General features: G+C 32.7%; 13 protein-coding genes. 6 read left to right on the top strand and 7 right to left on the bottom strand.

Features of this window, described 5'->3' with window-relative positions; translation table 11 throughout:
• The first annotated feature begins 32 nt into the window (after positions 1-32).
• A complete protein-coding gene (locus B0E44_RS08495) occupies positions 33-950 on the top strand; it encodes a carbohydrate kinase family protein (RefSeq protein WP_077372988.1) in 918 nt (305 codons plus the stop codon).
• 598 nt (positions 951-1,548) lie between these two features.
• Here B0E44_RS08495 and B0E44_RS08490 read toward each other — a convergent pair.
• The 4 genes from B0E44_RS08490 to B0E44_RS08480 form a co-directional block, all read right to left on the bottom strand.
• Entirely contained in the window at positions 1,549-3,111 is a 1,563-nt protein-coding gene (locus B0E44_RS08490; protein ID WP_077372985.1) for a Fic family protein, read from the bottom strand.
• 328 nt (positions 3,112-3,439) lie between these two features.
• Positions 3,440-3,586 carry a hypothetical protein gene (locus B0E44_RS18785; protein WP_165688781.1) on the bottom strand — a complete coding sequence of 49 codons (147 nt, stop codon included), beginning with the start codon at positions 3,584-3,586 and terminating at the stop codon, positions 3,440-3,442.
• Positions 3,587-3,896: 310 nt separating this feature from the next.
• Positions 3,897-4,043: a hypothetical protein gene (locus B0E44_RS19030; RefSeq protein ID WP_254423270.1), complete on the bottom strand. Its 147-nt coding sequence runs from the start codon at positions 4,041-4,043 to the stop codon at positions 3,897-3,899.
• Between the two features lie 150 nt (positions 4,044-4,193).
• Positions 4,194-4,457 carry a DNA-binding protein gene (locus B0E44_RS08480; RefSeq protein WP_077372982.1) on the bottom strand — a complete coding sequence of 88 codons (264 nt, stop codon included), beginning with the start codon at positions 4,455-4,457 and terminating at the stop codon, positions 4,194-4,196.
• An 817-nt stretch (positions 4,458-5,274) separates the two neighbouring features.
• Here B0E44_RS08480 and B0E44_RS08475 point away from each other — a divergent pair.
• Positions 5,275-9,417 carry a two-component regulator propeller domain-containing protein gene (locus tag B0E44_RS08475; protein WP_077372979.1) on the top strand — a complete coding sequence of 1,381 codons (4,143 nt, stop codon included), beginning with the start codon at positions 5,275-5,277 and terminating at the stop codon, positions 9,415-9,417.
• A gap of 49 nt (positions 9,418-9,466) precedes the next feature.
• Here the strand turns inward: B0E44_RS08475 and mgrA are convergent, their stop codons facing one another.
• Together mgrA and B0E44_RS08465 are read right to left on the bottom strand one after the other, a co-directional pair.
• Complete coding sequence (mgrA, locus tag B0E44_RS08470) at positions 9,467-10,462, bottom strand: L-glyceraldehyde 3-phosphate reductase (protein ID WP_077372976.1); 996 nt, start codon at positions 10,460-10,462, stop codon at positions 9,467-9,469.
• Between the two features lie 46 nt (positions 10,463-10,508).
• Complete coding sequence (locus tag B0E44_RS08465) at positions 10,509-10,952, bottom strand: heme-binding protein (RefSeq protein ID WP_077372973.1); 444 nt, start codon at positions 10,950-10,952, stop codon at positions 10,509-10,511.
• Between the two features lie 587 nt (positions 10,953-11,539).
• On the opposite strand from B0E44_RS08465, the gene B0E44_RS08460 reads away from it, so the two are divergent.
• Both B0E44_RS08460 and B0E44_RS08455 read left to right on the top strand, forming a co-directional pair.
• The gene (locus tag B0E44_RS08460; protein WP_077372970.1) at positions 11,540-12,658 is read left to right on the top strand and encodes a PQQ-dependent sugar dehydrogenase; all 1,119 of its coding nucleotides are present in this window, start codon (positions 11,540-11,542) and stop codon (positions 12,656-12,658) included.
• A 4-nt stretch (positions 12,659-12,662) separates the two neighbouring features.
• Positions 12,663-13,127, top strand: coding sequence for a cytochrome c (locus B0E44_RS08455; protein ID WP_077372967.1), 465 nt, complete (start codon positions 12,663-12,665; stop codon positions 13,125-13,127).
• 110 nt (positions 13,128-13,237) lie between these two features.
• On the opposite strand, the gene B0E44_RS08450 is transcribed toward B0E44_RS08455, so the two are convergent.
• Positions 13,238-15,325, bottom strand: a complete 2,088-nt coding sequence (locus B0E44_RS08450; RefSeq protein ID WP_254423269.1) for a TonB-dependent receptor — start codon at positions 15,323-15,325, stop codon at positions 13,238-13,240.
• Between the two features lie 359 nt (positions 15,326-15,684).
• Here B0E44_RS08450 and B0E44_RS08445 point away from each other — a divergent pair, with 359 nt between their 5' ends.
• Together B0E44_RS08445 and B0E44_RS08440 are read left to right on the top strand one after the other, a co-directional pair.
• On the top strand, positions 15,685-16,632 hold the full coding sequence (locus B0E44_RS08445; RefSeq protein ID WP_077372961.1) for a sugar phosphate isomerase/epimerase: 948 nt from the start codon (positions 15,685-15,687) through the stop codon (positions 16,630-16,632).
• A 20-nt stretch (positions 16,633-16,652) separates the two neighbouring features.
• Positions 16,653-17,684, top strand: a complete 1,032-nt coding sequence (locus tag B0E44_RS08440) for a glycoside hydrolase family 5 protein (protein WP_077372958.1) — start codon at positions 16,653-16,655, stop codon at positions 17,682-17,684.

Raw genomic sequence — 17,684 nt, 5'->3', positions numbered from 1 at the left:
GCTTACCCTTTAATTTATTAAAATTAGAAAAAATGATTAAATTATTTAAAGTGAAAGCGGTAACATATGGAGAAGTATTATGGGATGTTTTTCCAACTCACAAGAAAATAGGAGGAGCACCATTAAATGTTGCACTTAGAATGAAATCCTTTGGCGCAGAATCAACTATAATTAGTAAAGTTGGTTCCGATGCTGATGGCAAAGAAATTATTTCTTTTTTATCTGAAAAGGGTATTGATACGGGTATACTTCAAGTTAGTGAAGAGTATAAAACCGGAGTAGTTAATGTAATGATTAATGAAAAAGGAAATGCATCTTATGATATTTTATATCCTTCTGCATGGGATAAAATAGCACTTAATGATGATATTAAGACAAAAGTTTCTGAAGCGGATGTTTTTATTTTCGGAAGTTTAATCTGCAGGGATGAAGAATCTAGGTCAACTTTAAATGCTTTATTAGAAGAAGCAAAATTTAAAGTTTTTGATGCCAATTTAAGAGCACCTTATTATACAACTGATGTATTAGTAGAGCTTATGATGAAAGCTGACTTCATCAAGCTTAACGATGAGGAATTATATGAAATAAGCAGAAAACTGGATTCCCCTTATAATTCTTTTGAGCAAAATATTAAATTTATTGCTGACAAAACTAATACAAAACAAGTATGCGTTACTAAAGGCGCATTTGGAGCTGTTTTGTATTATAATGAAAAATTTTATTATAATAGTGGTTATTTTATTAAAGTAGTCGATACTGTTGGTGCAGGAGATTCATTTTTAGCATCATTAATAGTAAGGTTACTAAGAGGGAAGTCGCCTCAAAAGTCATTGAATTATGCTTGTGCAATTGGGGCTTTAGTAGCTGGAGAAGAAGGAGCAAACCCGAAGATTTCTGACAAGGTAATTAGTGATTATATGAAAATTGAGAAAAAAAATATTAAAAAATAGTGTGCTACTTTCTAAGTAAAAATACTCAACAATAATTCAATTAATGGTCATAGATGTACTATTTGGATTATGATTTAATGATGATTTTTGAGAGTAGTAAAAACAAAAAAGCCTGTAAATCCTAAGATTTACAGGCTTTTGATTTCATTTGAAAATGAATTTGTGGAATCGCCGGGAATCGAACATAAGCTCAAAACCCGCTTTATTACTGGTGTTTTACTTTGAAAAAGATCTGGTGTGCCACGATTTTGCCATAAGTTTAAAAAGTCCTTGAAATCTTAGAATTTTAAACTTTCCTGCATGAAACTGATTGACTTTAAAAGAACGACATAATTCATAATGATTACTACAAAAGTAAACATTTTTTGGAACTATAAACTTATTGGCAAGTGATTAGTGCGCTCAAATCATATTTGCTACTTCTGCCTGTAGTGTTTAAAGTGTTCTGTTTACTGCCGAGCAAATTCTGTATATAAGTTCTCAGACGGTAAAGTTTTGTAATGTACTATGATTTATGATATAGAAATTTTGATTACATGTCAATTTTGTTTTACTAATAAAAGCACGACAATTGAATTGGTCGGTTTTATTGGATTTTTTATAGGGAAGGGGGTAATTCAGCTACTGCTTTTCCTTTTAGTGTTTCATTTACCAGATATCCAAGGAATGCTGCAAATGGAGTAATATTCTGATCTACGCTGGCTTTTTCCAGTGCCTGCATGTATTCATCCCTTTTTTCAACAGGTATTACTGTCCATGGATATCCACCGGATGCCAGCATAGCATTTAAAAGAAAACGTCCCATTCGTCCATTTCCATCCATATAGGGATGAATAAATACAAATATGAAATGTCCTAAAACAGCACGTACCGAGGCTTCACTTTCTTGTTCAAGCAATTGAAAAAGAATTGGCATAGTATCACGCATAGCCTCGACGTTAAGCGGTGTGTGTTTAGAGTTGCCAATATAGACTTGATGATTTCGATATCCTGCTAGATCTGTTGCTTTTAATATGCCAGCAGCTACACTTGGATCAAATAGTTCTCTGTACCATTTGGAATGATCTTTGTCTACTTCGATGCCAGGGTTTGCTCCCTTTAAGATTTCTTTAATTGTCTCTTTAACTTGTGTAAATGCTTGATAATAACCTCTTGCGGCCATCGCATCCCTTTGTTTTCGATCCTCCTCATTTTCTTTTGCATCCCATCTGCCGCTGCTCACTTTGGCAATTAATTCCGGTGTTACACGATAGCGTTCAATAGATAATGAATGGTAAGCATCAGTAATAAAAATATCATCAATTTCCTTAAGATATGAATTAGTGTCTTTGGGTAGTCCGGGCTGGGCAGGAAAGATATTTATAATATCTTCGCGCATCTGCATCCACATTAAGTGAATTCGGTTTGCATATGGCGATCGTTCGCGCGGAGATAATTTGATATCAAGCTGATTGTTAAATGGGTCTTCTTCGCGAATATCGTAATCTGCTGCCTTGAATGTTTCAATGATTTGATCTGCTATTCTGTCACGATGTATATTGCGAAATGCGCCGGCTAAACGTCCAGCGAGTGTGGTATGTCCATTCTCCAGTAATATTGGCAATAACTCAGAGGCATCCCTGATCATTGAAAGTGTCGTACGGGCATCAATTGCATTGTGAGTATACAAAGAAGGGCTGCTATAAATAAGAGCACTCTGCAGATTGTACATCTTTATGCCTCTTTGTATCTCAATTTGATCAGGTAATGCTATAGTAGTCTTTAGATTGAAAAGTGATGTATTGTATGGCAATGGGGTTGGTTTGTTGTTGCCTTCGGGGGAGCGTACAATTAATTGCTTTGGCACTGACCAGTTTCCAGAATGCATAAGCAATGATTGATCAGCAGATATACACCAGTTCTCCCCGTATTTTTTATTAAGAAATTGAGAAATAAAGTCCCAGTATGAACTAAACCAGGCTGTTGTTTCCCCTTCTTTTTCACTTGGGTCTGTTGCAATGTACCAGCCTTTGGAGACCTCTCGAATAAAGCCGTTTTTTACCAATAGCTGTCGATATTTTGCATTAGGGATATCATCGGTATGTATCCCCACAATGTTCTTCTCTTGTAGGTCTTTAAGAAAAGTAAGTGCTTCTATAAATCTTTCTTTTGGTGTTGCCATTTTTAATTATATTATTGGTAACCATACTATAATTTTCTTAGAATTTGCATGTGTGGATACGTGATAAAATTAGTATATGCAAATGTATTAAAATTAGTAAACATAAACGTGATAAAATTAGTAAATGCCAATGTGCTTTAATTAGTAAAATCGATAGTGCTATAATTAGTAAATTTAAATTATGAAGAATATTAGATAAGTATTATTATTTTAAGTTTGATTAATGCCGAAGAAATTCTGGTTATAGGCTCTCAGGCGGCAAAGATTTGCAATATGTTATGATTTATGATATAGAAATTTTGATTGCATATCAATTTAGAAAAAAAACTTACTGCTTGTGAGGTTTTATTGTTATTTCCACTTCGCTTCGATACCCGGGATGGTAGGATGGTCGGTAATTGATATAGCCCATTTGTTGCAACTCCTTAAAGTATTTATGGTAGGTTGGTAGTGTACTGATATGTGAAAGTGACATTATTTTGGCAGAAATTCTAAGGGTCTCGAATCTTTATAATTTTATATTTTCCTGCATTAAGCGGATTGACTATAAATGAACGACATAATTCAATGATTACTAAAAAAGTAAACATTTTTTGGAACTATAAACTTATTGGCAAGTGATTAGTGTACTCAAATCATATTTGCTGCTTCTGTATATAGTGTTCAAAGTGTTCTGTCTACTGCCGAACAAATTCTGGATATAAGTTCTCAGACGGCGAAGTTTTGCAATATGCTATGATTTATGATATAGAAATTTTAATTGCATATCAATTCAGAAAAAAAACTTACTGCTTGTGAGGTTTTATTGTTATTTCCACTTCGCTTCGATACCCAGGATGGTAGGATGCTCGGTAATTGATATAGCCCATTTGTTGCAACTCTTTAAAGTATTTATGGTAGGTTGGTAGTGTACGGACATGTGAAAGTGACATTATTTTACTACGGCTCACTTTAATGATCCTTGTGTGTCTTTGTTTATAGGCGAGACAAAGAATTGCATTCAAAAGTGCAAGTGCCAAACATTAAGCCTGCGATCCTCTTCCAAAATTGAAAGGTACTTTAAAAGTTTTTTCAGTCTCATATTATTTTGTATCATTGAACAGATTCATTAAATCTGATTTGTTATAATAATAAATTTTTTTGAAGCGCACTTTTTCCGTTATCCTGAGATTCTGAAGCGATGCAGCAGATATATCCATTAGTTTTCTGACAACACTGCTTTTAAGCCATTCTGGATTTAAGTCGTGGATTTCTTTATTTTGGTTATTCTCTATAACTTGTTTAAATTGCTCCACTAGCAGTAGGCCAAATTGTCTTAGATCATCTTTTATTATATTGTCGTTCATCTTCCGCCTCCTATTCTTTATTATTAAGTAATGAACTAAGTTAGAGCGTAATCTTTTTTACTGCTTAATGATGGTGTTTTTGGGCGTTGTTAGGCATTCAAAGTCCGTGCATAGCATTTTAAAATGCTATGCAATTATTTCTGCCTTTGCATTATGAATTAAGAGATAATAAATCGATTCTTTGAAAAAAAAGCAATTTTATAAGAAAGAAAAAAACAATAAAGCTAAACTACCTCCAAAAATTTAAATACAATTTTGGGTAGCTCAATGAGGCTTTTTTTCATTTGTTCGGTCAAGTAGTTCCTCCGAGCAATTGTGGAACTTTTTTTAGGAAGATTTGCAACGTTTACTAAGTATTTCGAAGAGTCCGAGGCTATTTTGAAGGAAGATATTTCTTATTTTATTATAATGCGACTGTAAGATATTGATAACTTCAGAACATTTAATTTTTTCGACTTATATCTAATTGTGTTACCTACGATTTAATAAAAATGTCACAAAAATGTTTTGTTGATTTCTTATATTAAGACTGAATTTTTTTCTTTTCTAAAAATAAATCAAACTGCCTATCTTGGTCAATACATTTTTTAAGTGGTGAGATTTTACCATTATCATCTTTACCGGTGATAGTCATTTCCTTATACAATCTTAAATTGTTCTGTTTCTATATCATTAATAATTACTTTAAAATCAATCCTAATATAAAAGCACATATACACCCCCTAAATAGTACATAAACACCCTTCGTTAATTTTGTTTTACATTTACATTGCGTTTGTATAATGTTTGAAGCGATCCGTAAATTTAAATCCATTTTATGAATAAAATCAGGGCCTATTTTTTGTTTTTTATTTTGTTTTTTTCATGTATTTATTCTTCAGTTGCACAGGAGACAAATCTGTATTTTGAACATATCAATTATGATGTGAATTTTTCACAAAGCACAATTTCAAGTATTCATCAGACTAAGAAAGGGTTTATTTGGATAGGCACCGCCAATGGATTGATTAGGTATGATGGATATAATTTTTTGCAGTATGTCCGTAATAAAAATGATTCAGGTACTATTAGTAACAATCATATCAATGCTATTTTAGAGGACAATGAAAAGAACTTGTGGGTTGGAACTAATAACGGTTTGAATCTTTTTGATAAGGATAGGAATAATTTTGTAAATATTGACATTCCACCAATAAAAGGAGGAAGAAATTATATATCTACCATTATTCAAGACACCAACAATAATGTATGGGTAGGAACTTTTGGAGGGGTTAAACTTCTTGACAGGAAAACAAGATTGTTAAAAGAAATTTCAAATGATCCGAATTCTACATTTAAAACAAGCAGGGTTCTTTCCTTATTTTATGACAGCAAATATGGAGTTCTGGTTGGATCATCAAAAGGACTGCAGGCTTTCAATCCTAAAAATGGGATTCAGAAAAAACTGCCAAAGATTTGGACTGATAATGCATCTTTTTCAAAAGCTAAGATTGTAAAAATTATCAAGGAGGAAAATGGAGATTTATGGTTCTCGACAGAAACTAATGGAGTGTTTTTATTCTCTAAAGCCAAAAATGTACTTATTAATTATTTGCATAATGTAAATAATAAAAACAGTATATCATCTAATTGGGTTAGTGACATATTATCTATTGATGACAAAACAATTTGGTTTGCCACTAAAAATGGATTATGTGTATTTAAGAAAGATAAAAATAAATTCTTTAAATACACACACAATCCACAGACCACTTATAGTCTATCCGATAATGACGTAAAATGTCTGTTAAAGGATCGTTTTGGAAGTATTTGGCTGGGAACAGTTGGGGGCGGTGTCAATTTTTTCCATAAAACAAATAATAATTTTATAAGTATTAATGAAACTACTAAACCTAATTTTGGTTTAAATAACTCATTGGTGAATGCAATTGCCAAAGACACGGATGGTTCGTTATGGGTTGGAACTTATGGTGGAGGTTTGAATTTTCTGGATTTCAAAACGAATAAAAGTGCTTCGTATTTAATTGATCCAATTGATTCGGAAAAAACAACCAATATGATTACTTCTTTAGCTAATAAAAATCAGGATGTTTTGCTTTGCGGTACCTTTAATGGCTTATATGAGTTCAATAAGAAGAGTAAATTATTTCGTAACATACCATTGTCGGCAAAGGATTCCAAAACGGGAGAAAGACCAATAAACTCTTTGTTAGTAGATAATGGAGCCGTTTGGGTGGCAACTAATGGAAGCGGGCTTAAACGAATAGAACAGAATGGTATTGTTGAAAATTATTTGGATAATGGTTCTGTAAGTTCAATCAGCGATAATTTTATTATGGATATTGAAGACAGAAATAGTTTTTTGTGGGTCGCTACGCAAGATGGATTAGATTTATTTGACAAGAAATCAAAAAAAGTTTTAAAAGTATACAGAACAAATGGACCAAATTCTATTGCAAATAATAGTTTGACAGTCTTGTATACCGATTCAAAGAAGAGACTTTGGATAGGTGCAGATTATGACGGGCTCAATTATTTTGATGAAAAAACCAGTAAATTTTATGTAATTAATAAAGCTTTGGGGTTTACGGATGAAACCATAAAAAGTATAACCGAAGATGCTGCTGGTAATCTTTGGGTAACTGCCAATGATCTGCTTTTTAGAATAAAAATAAAAACATTTAATCCTCCTTTTAAAAGTTCTGATTTAGAAATAACTACTTTTTCTTCTAAAGATGGTTTGAAAGTAAAGCAATTTTCAAATAATTGCGATCTAAAATTAAATGAGAATCAGCTCGTATTTGGTTCATCAAAAGGGCTGACAATTTTTAACCCTTTGAATGTTGTAAAAACACAAAATGAAAGTGAGATAGTATTGACAAAGCTTATTGTTAATAATGAAGTAATCATTCCAGGTAATAAAAACGTCCCGTTGGAGAATTGTATCTCGGAAACTTCCGAAATTACTTTAAATTATTGGCAGACTTATGTGGGAATTGAATTTAGTGCTTTAAACTTTGTAAATACAGAAAACAACAGGTACTCTTATAAGTTGGAAAGTATGTTTAGTAAAGATGACTGGCATGACATTGGAAACCAGCATAATATTAGCTTAATGGATCTTCAATCGGGAAGTTATGTTTTGAGTATAAAAACATCTAATGAAGATGGTTTATGGAATCCCTCAATTAAAACTTTGAAAATTACGGTGCTTCCTCCCTGGTGGAGAACTTGGTGGGCGTATTTCTTCTACGCCTCTTTGCTAATATGCTCTTCGGTATTGTTTTTTCGTTTCATGCGAAATAGAGAAAATTTAAAAAGAGCCTTGTTTTTCGAGCAAGTAGAAAAAGAAAGACAACAGGAGCTGTATAAAATGAAATTGGATTTTTTTACGAATGTATCGCACGAAATACGAACACCACTCACTCTGATCAGCGGACCAGTTGAAGAATTGCTCAATCATGCAGAAAAGAACAGCAACCTGGAAAGTAAATTGAAGATTATAAAAAGTAACTCGGATCGATTATTAAAATTGGTTAATGAGCTGATGGATTTTAGAAAAGCTGAAAAAGGCAGTATGAAAATCTATTGTGAACAGCAGGATATTGTGCCTTTTTGTTTCGATATTTATGAATCGTTTCGAGGTATCGCAGTCGAGAAAAAAATTGATTACAAATTTGTTCTGAATATTAATTCCATACAGGTTTATTTTGATAAAAACCAGATGGAAAAAGTGATTTATAACCTGCTTTCCAATGCTTTTAAATTCACCAGTAAAAATGGAAGAATAACATTGGCAGTAGAACAAAAGGGCATGGATGCAGACACAATACAAATCAAAGTGAAAGATAATGGTATTGGAATACCCGAAAACAGGAAAAAGAAAATATTTAAGAATTTTTTCCAGTTAGATGATCGCGGCAGTGCCAATTTGGGCAGTGGAATAGGCTTAGCATTGAGTAAAAGCATTGTAGAGCTGCACCATGGAGAACTTAATGTACAAACAGAAGCTGATGCTTCTTTTACCACAATTTTTACAATTACTTTGAAAAAAGGGAAGGATCATTTCAAAAAATCTCAGATAATTGAAAACCAAATTGCTATCCCTGATTCTGTAAATCCAATTTCTGATGTAAAAACTGAAATTATTGTGCCGGTTACAGAAGAAGTTTTAGATACAATTGAAGAAGATAAAAAGACACTTCTTATTATAGATGATAATGAGGAGGTTTTATCATTTGTTTTTGATGTTCTATGCGAAGATTATCGAATTTTAAAGTTTACAAATGCTACTGATGCATTGGAATTTATGGAAAAAGAAATTCCGGATCTTATCATCAGCGATGTTATGATGCCTGAAATGGATGGCTTTGAATTTTGTAAAATATTAAAAACAAGCCAAAATACAAATCATATTCCTGTTATATTATTAACCGCTAAATCATCTACGCTAAATAGAATTGAAGGGCTTTCTACAGGAGCCGATTCTTATATTTCAAAACCGTTTAGTATTGAAATATTAAAGCTAAACATAATAAACTTATTGTCCGCTAAAGAAATAATGAGGCAAAAATACAGTGAAAAGTTTATCCGTAATAGTTCAGAAATTGAAAATATGGAAACGCCAGAAGGTATTTTTCTGAAAAAATTAACTCAAATAATTAATGACAATATTGATAACTCAAATTTTGATGTGAATGATTTGGTCAGAGAGATTGGAATGAGCAGAACTGTTTTGTATAAAAAAGTTCAAACGCTCACCAATCAATCGGTTGCTGGTTTTATTAAAAATATGAGATTGAAAAAAGCAGCGAGTTTATTATTGCATTCGAGTTTTCCAGTATCTGAAATAACGTATATGGTTGGCTTTAATGATCGAAAACATTTTAGTAAAGAATTTAAAAAACTCTATAATTCATCACCAACAGTTTATAAGAGTTCACAAACTGATAAAGAATAAAAAAATAGGCCCTTCAAAAAGGCCTATTTTTATGATTTTATGGAAGAGATTATTTTAGAATTTGGTTTATTCTGTTTAATTCTTCGTTTGTAAAAGAATAATTTTTGAGACAATCGATAGAATCTAAAAGCTGTTCTGGTCTACTTACTCCTAAAAGAACTGAAGTAATTCGCTGATCTTTTAGAATCCATGCTAATGCCATTTGGGCTAGGTTCTGTCCGCGTTCTTCAGCAATTGTATTTAATTGAAGCACTTTTTTTATTTTTTCATCCGAAACCTGTTCCTCGTCAATTGCACCATTACCACGATGGCTTGAAGCTCTTGATCCTTCTGGGATTCCTTTTAAATATTTATTGGTTAACAGCCCTTGCGCAAGCGGAGAAAACGCGATACATCCTATTTGGTGCTGTTGTAATACATCCAATAATCCATTTTCGACCCAACGGTCAAACATAGAATATCTTGGCTGATGAATTAGGCAAGGAGTACCCAATTGTTTTAATATTTCAAAAGCTTTTGCGGCTTCCTCAGGCTCATAACTGGAAATGCCAACATAAAGAGCTTTTCCTTGTCTTACCATCAAATCAAGTGTGGTCATTGTCTCTTCTAATGGAGTTTCAGGATCTGGGCGATGGTGATAAAAAATATCTACATATTCTAAGCCCATTCTTTTTAGGCTCTGATCAAGACTAGCAACCAAATATTTTTTGGATCCCCAATCGCCATAAGGACCATCCCACATTCCCCAGCCAGCTTTGGTTGATATAATCAATTCATCTCGGTGAGGAATGAAATCTTCCTTGAATAATTTTCCAAAGTTTTCTTCTGCGGATCCTGGAGGAGGGCCATAATTGTTAGCAAGATCAAAATGAGTAATGCCGTTATCAAAAGCAGCTCGTAAAATATTGCGTGCATTTTCTAGGGAATCAATATGCCCGAAGTTGTGCCATAAACCTAAGGATAGTGCGGGTAGTTTTAATCCGCTGTTACCACATCTGCGGTATTCCATTTTTTGATATCGTTCTGGATTTGCTATGTATTGCATTCGAATATTATTTTAAAGTATTAAATTGTGTAAGTAGATTATTGAATTATTCAGCCAAAGCTAGTGCTTTTACCATTATTTCGAGATCAGTTGTTCCTCTAAAACCACTAAATCCAACCGATATTTTTTTACCGTTTTTCAGAACGAGCGGTTGTCCGCCTTCCCAGCCTATTAAGTCTGGAGCTTCAATACCATTTGCGTTTTCATCTACTTCTTTTGTAAAAACCATTCTTTCATATTCTCCTGTTTTTACTCCCGTAAGCCATACTTGGCTCGCTTTTGTCCATGCTATTTTATAGGATTGTCTTAATCTGGCATTATTAGTTCCAAACATTTTTCCATAAACATTGTGATTTTCATCAATTATGCAAACTGCTAAATTTCCGTTTGAGATGTTCCTATCTTCGGGAATTTCTATATAGGAAGGAATTAGTTTTTCAATTGAACTGAAAACTTTGTTTACAGTTTTCAGCATTTCGTTGTTTTCCATTTTTGTTTTTATTGTTAATTAATTTTTTAAATCAGACATAGGTTTCGGACTAAATGAGCATCGAATTGTTATTTTTTGCTGCTGAGTTTTTTTGATTATCATTCTTCTAACATAAGTTGAAATAAAATCAGAATGAAAAATCTTTCTCTTACCAAATTTATTGTGTTTTAAGAAGAAGAGCGGGGGTGTAAATTTTTTTTTAGGGGTAGAAATGTTTCTATTCGACAAAAAGACATTTACTTGTTTATGCATAATGGTTTAGCTTATTATTTTTCAATAATTGACTTTTCTAATAATACATATATACCCCTAAATAAAAATTATCAAACACTATTTAAAAAGAATTTATAGTAATATTTGCAATTAAAATTTTACTATTTTATTACAAATGGATTAATTAAAATATTGTCATATATTTCATTGGAAAATTCTTTGGTTAATCTAAAGATATAAAGTTGTTATTTCTTGAGTCATTATAGAGAATAATATTCTAAAATAGTTAGTAAAATTAAGCAGACTCTGTTCTAAATTCAGTTGTGTAAAATAGTGAGCTAACACATTGTTTAAATCAAATAATATTAAAATTTATGTATAAAATCAGTTCTTTTTTAGTCTTTTTACTTTTTATTTCAAATGGTAAAGCACAAGTCAAGGAAAATGACATTCCTATCGAAAATGAGGTTGTCAAGTATACTTTCGAACCTGTTGCAACTGGTATAATCATTCCATGGGGTATGGTTATGTTACCAGACGGCACTTTATTGGTGACCGAAAAAAGCGGCAAACTTTTTCATGTTAAAAATGGAGTGAATACTGAGGTTAAAAATATGCCTAAAGTGTATACACGAGGTCAAGGTGGATTATTGGACATTGCTTTGCACCCCAATTATGAAAAAAACAGGTGGATATATATGACTTTTTCGTCTGAAGGAGCTGAAGGTGAAGGAGCAAATACCAAACTAATTAGAGCAAAATTAGCAGATGAAGGGTTGACCGAAATTCAAGAATTATACAAAGCAACACCAAATACTACCGGTCCCAATCATTTTGGTTCCCGAATAGCTTTTGATAATAAGGGATATGTATATTTTAGTATTGGAGAAAGAGATAAAAAATTCGAAAACCCTCAAGATATAAATCGTGATGGAGGGAAAGTCTATCGATTACATGATGATGGTAAGATACCAGCTGACAATCCATTTGTTGGGAAATCGGGAGCAAAAGAAGCTATTTTTTCTTATGGACACCGCAATCCTCAAGGGATGACCAAAAATCCAATAACTGGAGATATTTGGACTCATGAACACGGACCACAAGGAGGTGATGAAATTAATATTATTAAAAAGGGGGCTAATTATGGGTGGCCTGTAATTACTTACGGAATTAATTATGATGGTAAAATCATAAGTGATATAACCGAAAAGGAAGGAATGGAACAGCCTTTATATTATTGGGTTCCGTCTATCGCTCCTGGTGGAATGGTTTTTGTCACAGGAGATCGTTACCCGGATTGGAAAGGACAATTGCTTGTGGGAGCAATGAAATTTAAATATTTGGAACTGTTGAAATTGAAAGACAATAAAGTGATTAAAAGACAAAAAATTGCAACAGATATTGGGCGTGTAAGAAACGTGATTCAAGGCCATGATGGTTATATTTATTTTGCTGTAGAACAAAAAGGAATTTTTAAAATTATACCAAATTAAGTTTATGATATTCAATAAAATTTATACTCTAGTTAGTCCTGCTTTGATAGGTTTAACATTTATGGGTTTGTCAGGTTCTGTTTTAAAAGAAGCAGAGTATGTTGATTTAATTCCAGTAAAGTTTCAGGAAAAATCAAATCTGCAAGCAAGTATAAACAGAGGAAAAGACATTTATACTGATTTCTGTATGCAATGTCATTTAGCAACCGGTAAAGGGGATTTGGTTAATTTCCCACCTCTTGACGGTTCAGATTGGCTAACAAAGAAGCGAAAAGAAAGTATACATGCCGTGAAATATGGACAGACGGGTGTAGTTATTGTTAAGGGCAAAAAATTTAATAATATAATGCCTGCATTGGGTCTAGAAAATCAGGAGGTGGCAGACGTAATGAATTACATTATGAATTCATGGTCTAACAAGCAAAAGAAAATAGTAACTGTTGAAGAAGTGAAAGCTGTTGTTAAATAATAATTAGCAGCATTATTTTTTTAAGAAAAATTAAATATTTTTTTTGAAAAAAAACTAAAACCGCAGTTATTAAGCTTTTTAAAATAAAGTTTAATAACTGCGGTTTTTATTTATTTAAAAAGGTAGGTAAATGTTATGCCACCATAAAAATTACTTGGATTTCCAGGATAATAATAGCGAGGAAGAGCAGTGCCAAAACCAACTGCATTAGGTAGTATACTTGATGAATATTTTTCGTTTAAGATGTTTTGCATTCCCAAATTTATTTCTGTTTTTAATTTTTTTAGGATGATAAAAGTGTATGCAATTTTTGCATCCAATAATTGGTAGCTTTTGGTGTATTTAGAATTGGCGTCATCCATTGGCATTTTACCAAAAAAGCCAAAATTTGTGTTGAAGTTCAACCCAAAATTAGTGCTGAAATCAAAGCCTAAATTCCATTGAATATTGGATACTGCAGGAAGTTTATTTCCTGAAAAGTCAATATCTTTATCTACAAAGTCGGTAAACCTAAAATTATTTATTGTACCAGAACAATAAGGCTGCAGTTGGAAATTTAAATTTGGAATCCATTTATAATTCACTAAAAACTCTATGCCTCGATGCGAACTTTCACCAGCATTAATTCCCATATACTGGTCTTCGGCAATACGGCGAGCAACCAGTAAATTTTGAATAAGCATGTCATAAAATGCCAGTTCTATGTAAAGTTTAGAGTCTATAAAATTTCCTTTGAAGCCTACCTCATAATTAATTCCTGTCTCAGGTTTTAAATCCGTATTGATTTGTCCTTCGGGTGTCAATGTTTCTGCAACAGTAGGGGTTGAAAAACCTTTGCTAATTGAAGTGTACAGGTTTTTGCCTTTTGATATTTTATAGGAAAGCCCTATTCGAGGTGACCAAATTGATCCGAAGGTATAACTCTTTTTATCGGTTTTATTTTTAACAAAAACATCACTTTGCTCATAATTTGTGGTGTTGTAAGCTAAGCCGGATTCTAAATACAGTTTTTCTAGAAGCTGCATATTCATTAGCACAAAGACATTTGAATTGTTCCTTTTTTGTTCAACTTCACTAAAACGATCACCCTGAATACTTCCTTGGCCCGGTTGTGATTTATATAGATTTTTGTAAAGAGAAAAATGATAATTTTCTGTTATGGTTTCTATTCCTAGGCTAAAAGTGGTAGGTATTGAAAACAGATTAGTCATATGGTTAATTTTGGATCGAAAGCTAAAAGCACCACTTTTATCTTCTAAAATATCAAAAGGACGAGCTTCATATCCGTTTTTGAATGATGTGGAAATACTCGTGTTTAACGACCAGTTTTTTGAAAAATGATGTTGATATCCCAATCCAATTAATAATTTGTCATATGATTCAAATCCTTGCGCTGCTTCCCAAGTTGTGGCAGCTTTTTCTGGAGAATTGTTGTAATCAATTTCACTTAAAGAACTAGGAATGTAAGCTTTTAGTTGGGTATTGATTACAAAAAGGGAAAGGATGTCATTCTTAGAGAGATGTTGTTTTCTAAACAAGTTGAATGATTTCCGGTCATAACTACTATTTGATCTGTAACCGTTGTTTTGTAGTGCGCTGTAATTGGTAAAAAAGTTTGATTTCTTATCACTGTATCCAGCGGTCAATGTCTGTTTGAGTAATTCAAAACTTCCTACGGTGGTTCCAGATTTTGCAAAAGAATTTTCATTTGGAGTCTTATTTGAAAACAGATTGATTACACCGCCAAGTCCAGCTCCAAAGCCAGTTGAATTAGGGCCTTTTATTATTTCAATACCTCCGATAGCTTCCAAATCGATGTCTTCTAACGATGTTTCACCTTCGGCACTAGTAAGCGGAATTTCTTCAAAATAGGCTTTGATTCTAGTAGTGCTGTATTGTGATCTGGATCCAATGCCTCTAATGGTTATTTTATTTGTATTCAAGGAGCCTTGCTGCATATATACACCCGGAATTTTGTTGAGAATTGGGGTAAGAATTACTCCATCTGATTGTTTGATTTCTTTCTCTGTAATGATAGAAACTGGTGCTGCCGAATTTTGAATTGTATTCTGAATGGGTAAGCTTTTAACAATCAGTTCTGAAAGCCCAATAGTATCTTTTTTTACCTGACCATAGATGGGAAGACAAAACAATAGGTATAGATGATAAACGAAAAAGCGAGATGATATTTTATACAATTTTTTGATTGGAGCTGTTTTTATGGATTTGACTGTTTTATTTATTTTAAAGCAATATAGTATTTATAAAAATAGACTAATGAAACTTTTTTCTACCTAACAAATTTATTCATTTTTAAAAGCAAGATGGCAGTATACGTTTTTTTTAAGGGGTTTAAATGTTCCTAATTATAAATTGATTTGCTCAAAAATAAGTAAATAGCGAATTGTTGTTTTTTCTCGTAAATAATTTTGTGAACAATACAAACGCACCCCTTAATAAAAATTATCAGACACTGCTTTTAGCGATGTAATGATAATATTTGCTAAAGTCATTTGACTATCTAAATACAAACTATCAAACCCATAAACTTAAAATCATGAAAAAAAATAACCTTTTACGGTTTCTTGCAATTATCGTTGTGTTAATATCTTCTCTAGCAAATAATTCCGCTTTTGCACAAAATGAAAAGAAATCAAAAAAGCAACAAGATGTTATAGTGACATTAAATGCGTATTCCTTCAATGACTTGTTGATGGCAAAACAGGCTAAAGACAAACAGCCTTTGTATTCATTATTTAATCTAATGGATTGGTGTGCAGCACAGAATATAAAAGGAATAGATTTAACGGGATATTATTTTCCTGGATATCCTGCGGTCCCTTCAGATGAATATATTTTGAAGCTTCGTAATAAAGCAAAAGAGTTAGGCATTGTTATAACAGGAACTGGAATTCGAAATAATTTTGCTTCTCCTGATCCAGCAGTAAGAGCTGCCGATATTGAACTGGCTAAAAAATGGGTGATTGTAGCCAAAAAATTAGGTGCTCCAGTTTTGAGAGTCTTTGCTGGTGAAATTCCTAAAGGATATGAAGACAAATGGGATGAAGTGGCTGGATGGATGATTGATGCATACAAGCAATGTGCTGTTGAAGGAGAAAAACATGGTGTTAAGATTGGTATCCAAAATCATGGGGATATGCTGCAAACTGCAGATCAATGTTTAAAAGTTCTTAAAGCTGTTGATAGTAAATGGGCTGGTTTAATTGTTGATACTGGAAATTTTAAAACTGCAGATCCATATTTAGATATCGAAATTACGGCTCCCTACGCTGTAAACTGGCAGATTAAAGAAAGTTCATTTGGTATAGGAAGTCCAATTAGAACTGATTCTGAAAGGTTGATGAGAATTTTTAAGAAAACAGGAGTTAAAGGTTATTTTCCAATAGAAACTATTCTTTTAAAAGATATTCCGTATGATGCTTTCGCTCTTGTACCTGCTTTGATGAAAGAATTGAATGATGCTAGAGATAAAGTTTATAAATAGTCTTTTAAAATTTTAAAGTAATGAAAAACAATTTTAAAAGAAATAGTATAATCCTTGTTACATTATTTTTTCTAACTGCTTCTTCTATTTTGTCAGCCCAAGATAAATGGGGTAAGGGGTTTGCATTTGAACAAAATAAACGATTGGGACGAGGTGTAAATATTATAGGATATGATCCTATCTGGAAAGATGCTTCGAAAGCAAGAATGAAGGATAAGCATTTTAAACTAATCAAAGAGGCAGGTTTTAATAATGTCAGACTCGTTATGAGTCCTTTCAAATTTTCTATGAATGATTCTACTTATGAAATTAATCCTAGTTTCTTTATCACATTGGATTACGCAATTAAGGAATCATTAAAGAATAAGCTGATGGTAATTGTCGATTTTCATGAGCATGGTGCCATGGAGAAAAATCCTTTGGGGAATAAAGCTAAGTTGTTGTCAATGTGGAAACAAATAGCGAATCATTGTAAGGGATATTCTAATGATGTGTTGTTTGAAATATGCAATGAACCCAATATGAAACCTGAAATATGGAATGAAATTCATAAGGAAGCCTATCAGATTTTAAGAGAATCCAATCCTAAGAGAACAATAGTTATAGGGACAATTAATGGCAATCAGATAAAGCATTTAAAAGACCTAAGCTTACCAGAAAAGGATAGAAATATTATCGTGGCTATTCATTATTACAGCCCGATTCAATTTACACATCAAGGTGCGCCATGGTCCAAAAAGAATAAGGATTTAAGCGGTATTGAGTGGACTCAGTCCAAAAGCGAAGAAGAAGCCGTTAACCTTGATTTTGATATTGCGCAAGATTGGTCAAAACTTTATAATAGACCGCTTACGCTTGGTGAATTTGGAGCTTATGAAAAAGCGGATATGGCTTCCCGCATTCGATGGACAAATTATATTGCCAGACAGGCAGAATCTAGAAAATGGAGTTGGAGCTATTGGCAGTTTGATTCCGATTTTATCCTTTATGATATGGATAAAGACGATTGGAAAACAGAAATACTTAATGCTTTAATACCACTGAAAAAATAG

It is taken from the genome of Flavobacterium sp. A45 (assembly GCF_002001005.1).
GTDB lineage: Bacteria > Bacteroidota > Bacteroidia > Flavobacteriales > Flavobacteriaceae > Flavobacterium.
This window is presented reverse-complemented; position numbering and strand designations above follow the sequence as displayed.

Bases quoted from the DNA above. Each gene is read 5' to 3' on its own strand.
- B0E44_RS08495 (WP_077372988.1), top strand. From the start codon at position 33: ATGATTAAATTATTTAAAGTGAAAGCGGTAACATATGGAGAAGTATTA.
- B0E44_RS08490 (WP_077372985.1), bottom strand. From the start codon at position 3,111: ATGGCAACACCAAAAGAAAGATTTATAGAAGCACTTACTTTTCTTAAA.
- B0E44_RS18785 (WP_165688781.1), bottom strand. From the start codon at position 3,586: ATGTCACTTTCACATATCAGTACACTACCAACCTACCATAAATACTTT.
- B0E44_RS19030 (WP_254423270.1), bottom strand. From the start codon at position 4,043: ATGTCACTTTCACATGTCCGTACACTACCAACCTACCATAAATACTTT.
- B0E44_RS08480 (WP_077372982.1), bottom strand. From the start codon at position 4,457: ATGAACGACAATATAATAAAAGATGATCTAAGACAATTTGGCCTACTG.
- B0E44_RS08475 (WP_077372979.1), top strand. From the start codon at position 5,275: ATGAATAAAATCAGGGCCTATTTTTTGTTTTTTATTTTGTTTTTTTCA.
- mgrA (WP_077372976.1), bottom strand. From the start codon at position 10,462: ATGCAATACATAGCAAATCCAGAACGATATCAAAAAATGGAATACCGC.
- B0E44_RS08465 (WP_077372973.1), bottom strand. From the start codon at position 10,952: ATGGAAAACAACGAAATGCTGAAAACTGTAAACAAAGTTTTCAGTTCA.
- B0E44_RS08460 (WP_077372970.1), top strand. From the start codon at position 11,540: ATGTATAAAATCAGTTCTTTTTTAGTCTTTTTACTTTTTATTTCAAAT.
- B0E44_RS08455 (WP_077372967.1), top strand. From the start codon at position 12,663: ATGATATTCAATAAAATTTATACTCTAGTTAGTCCTGCTTTGATAGGT.
- B0E44_RS08445 (WP_077372961.1), top strand. From the start codon at position 15,685: ATGAAAAAAAATAACCTTTTACGGTTTCTTGCAATTATCGTTGTGTTA.
- B0E44_RS08440 (WP_077372958.1), top strand. From the start codon at position 16,653: ATGAAAAACAATTTTAAAAGAAATAGTATAATCCTTGTTACATTATTT.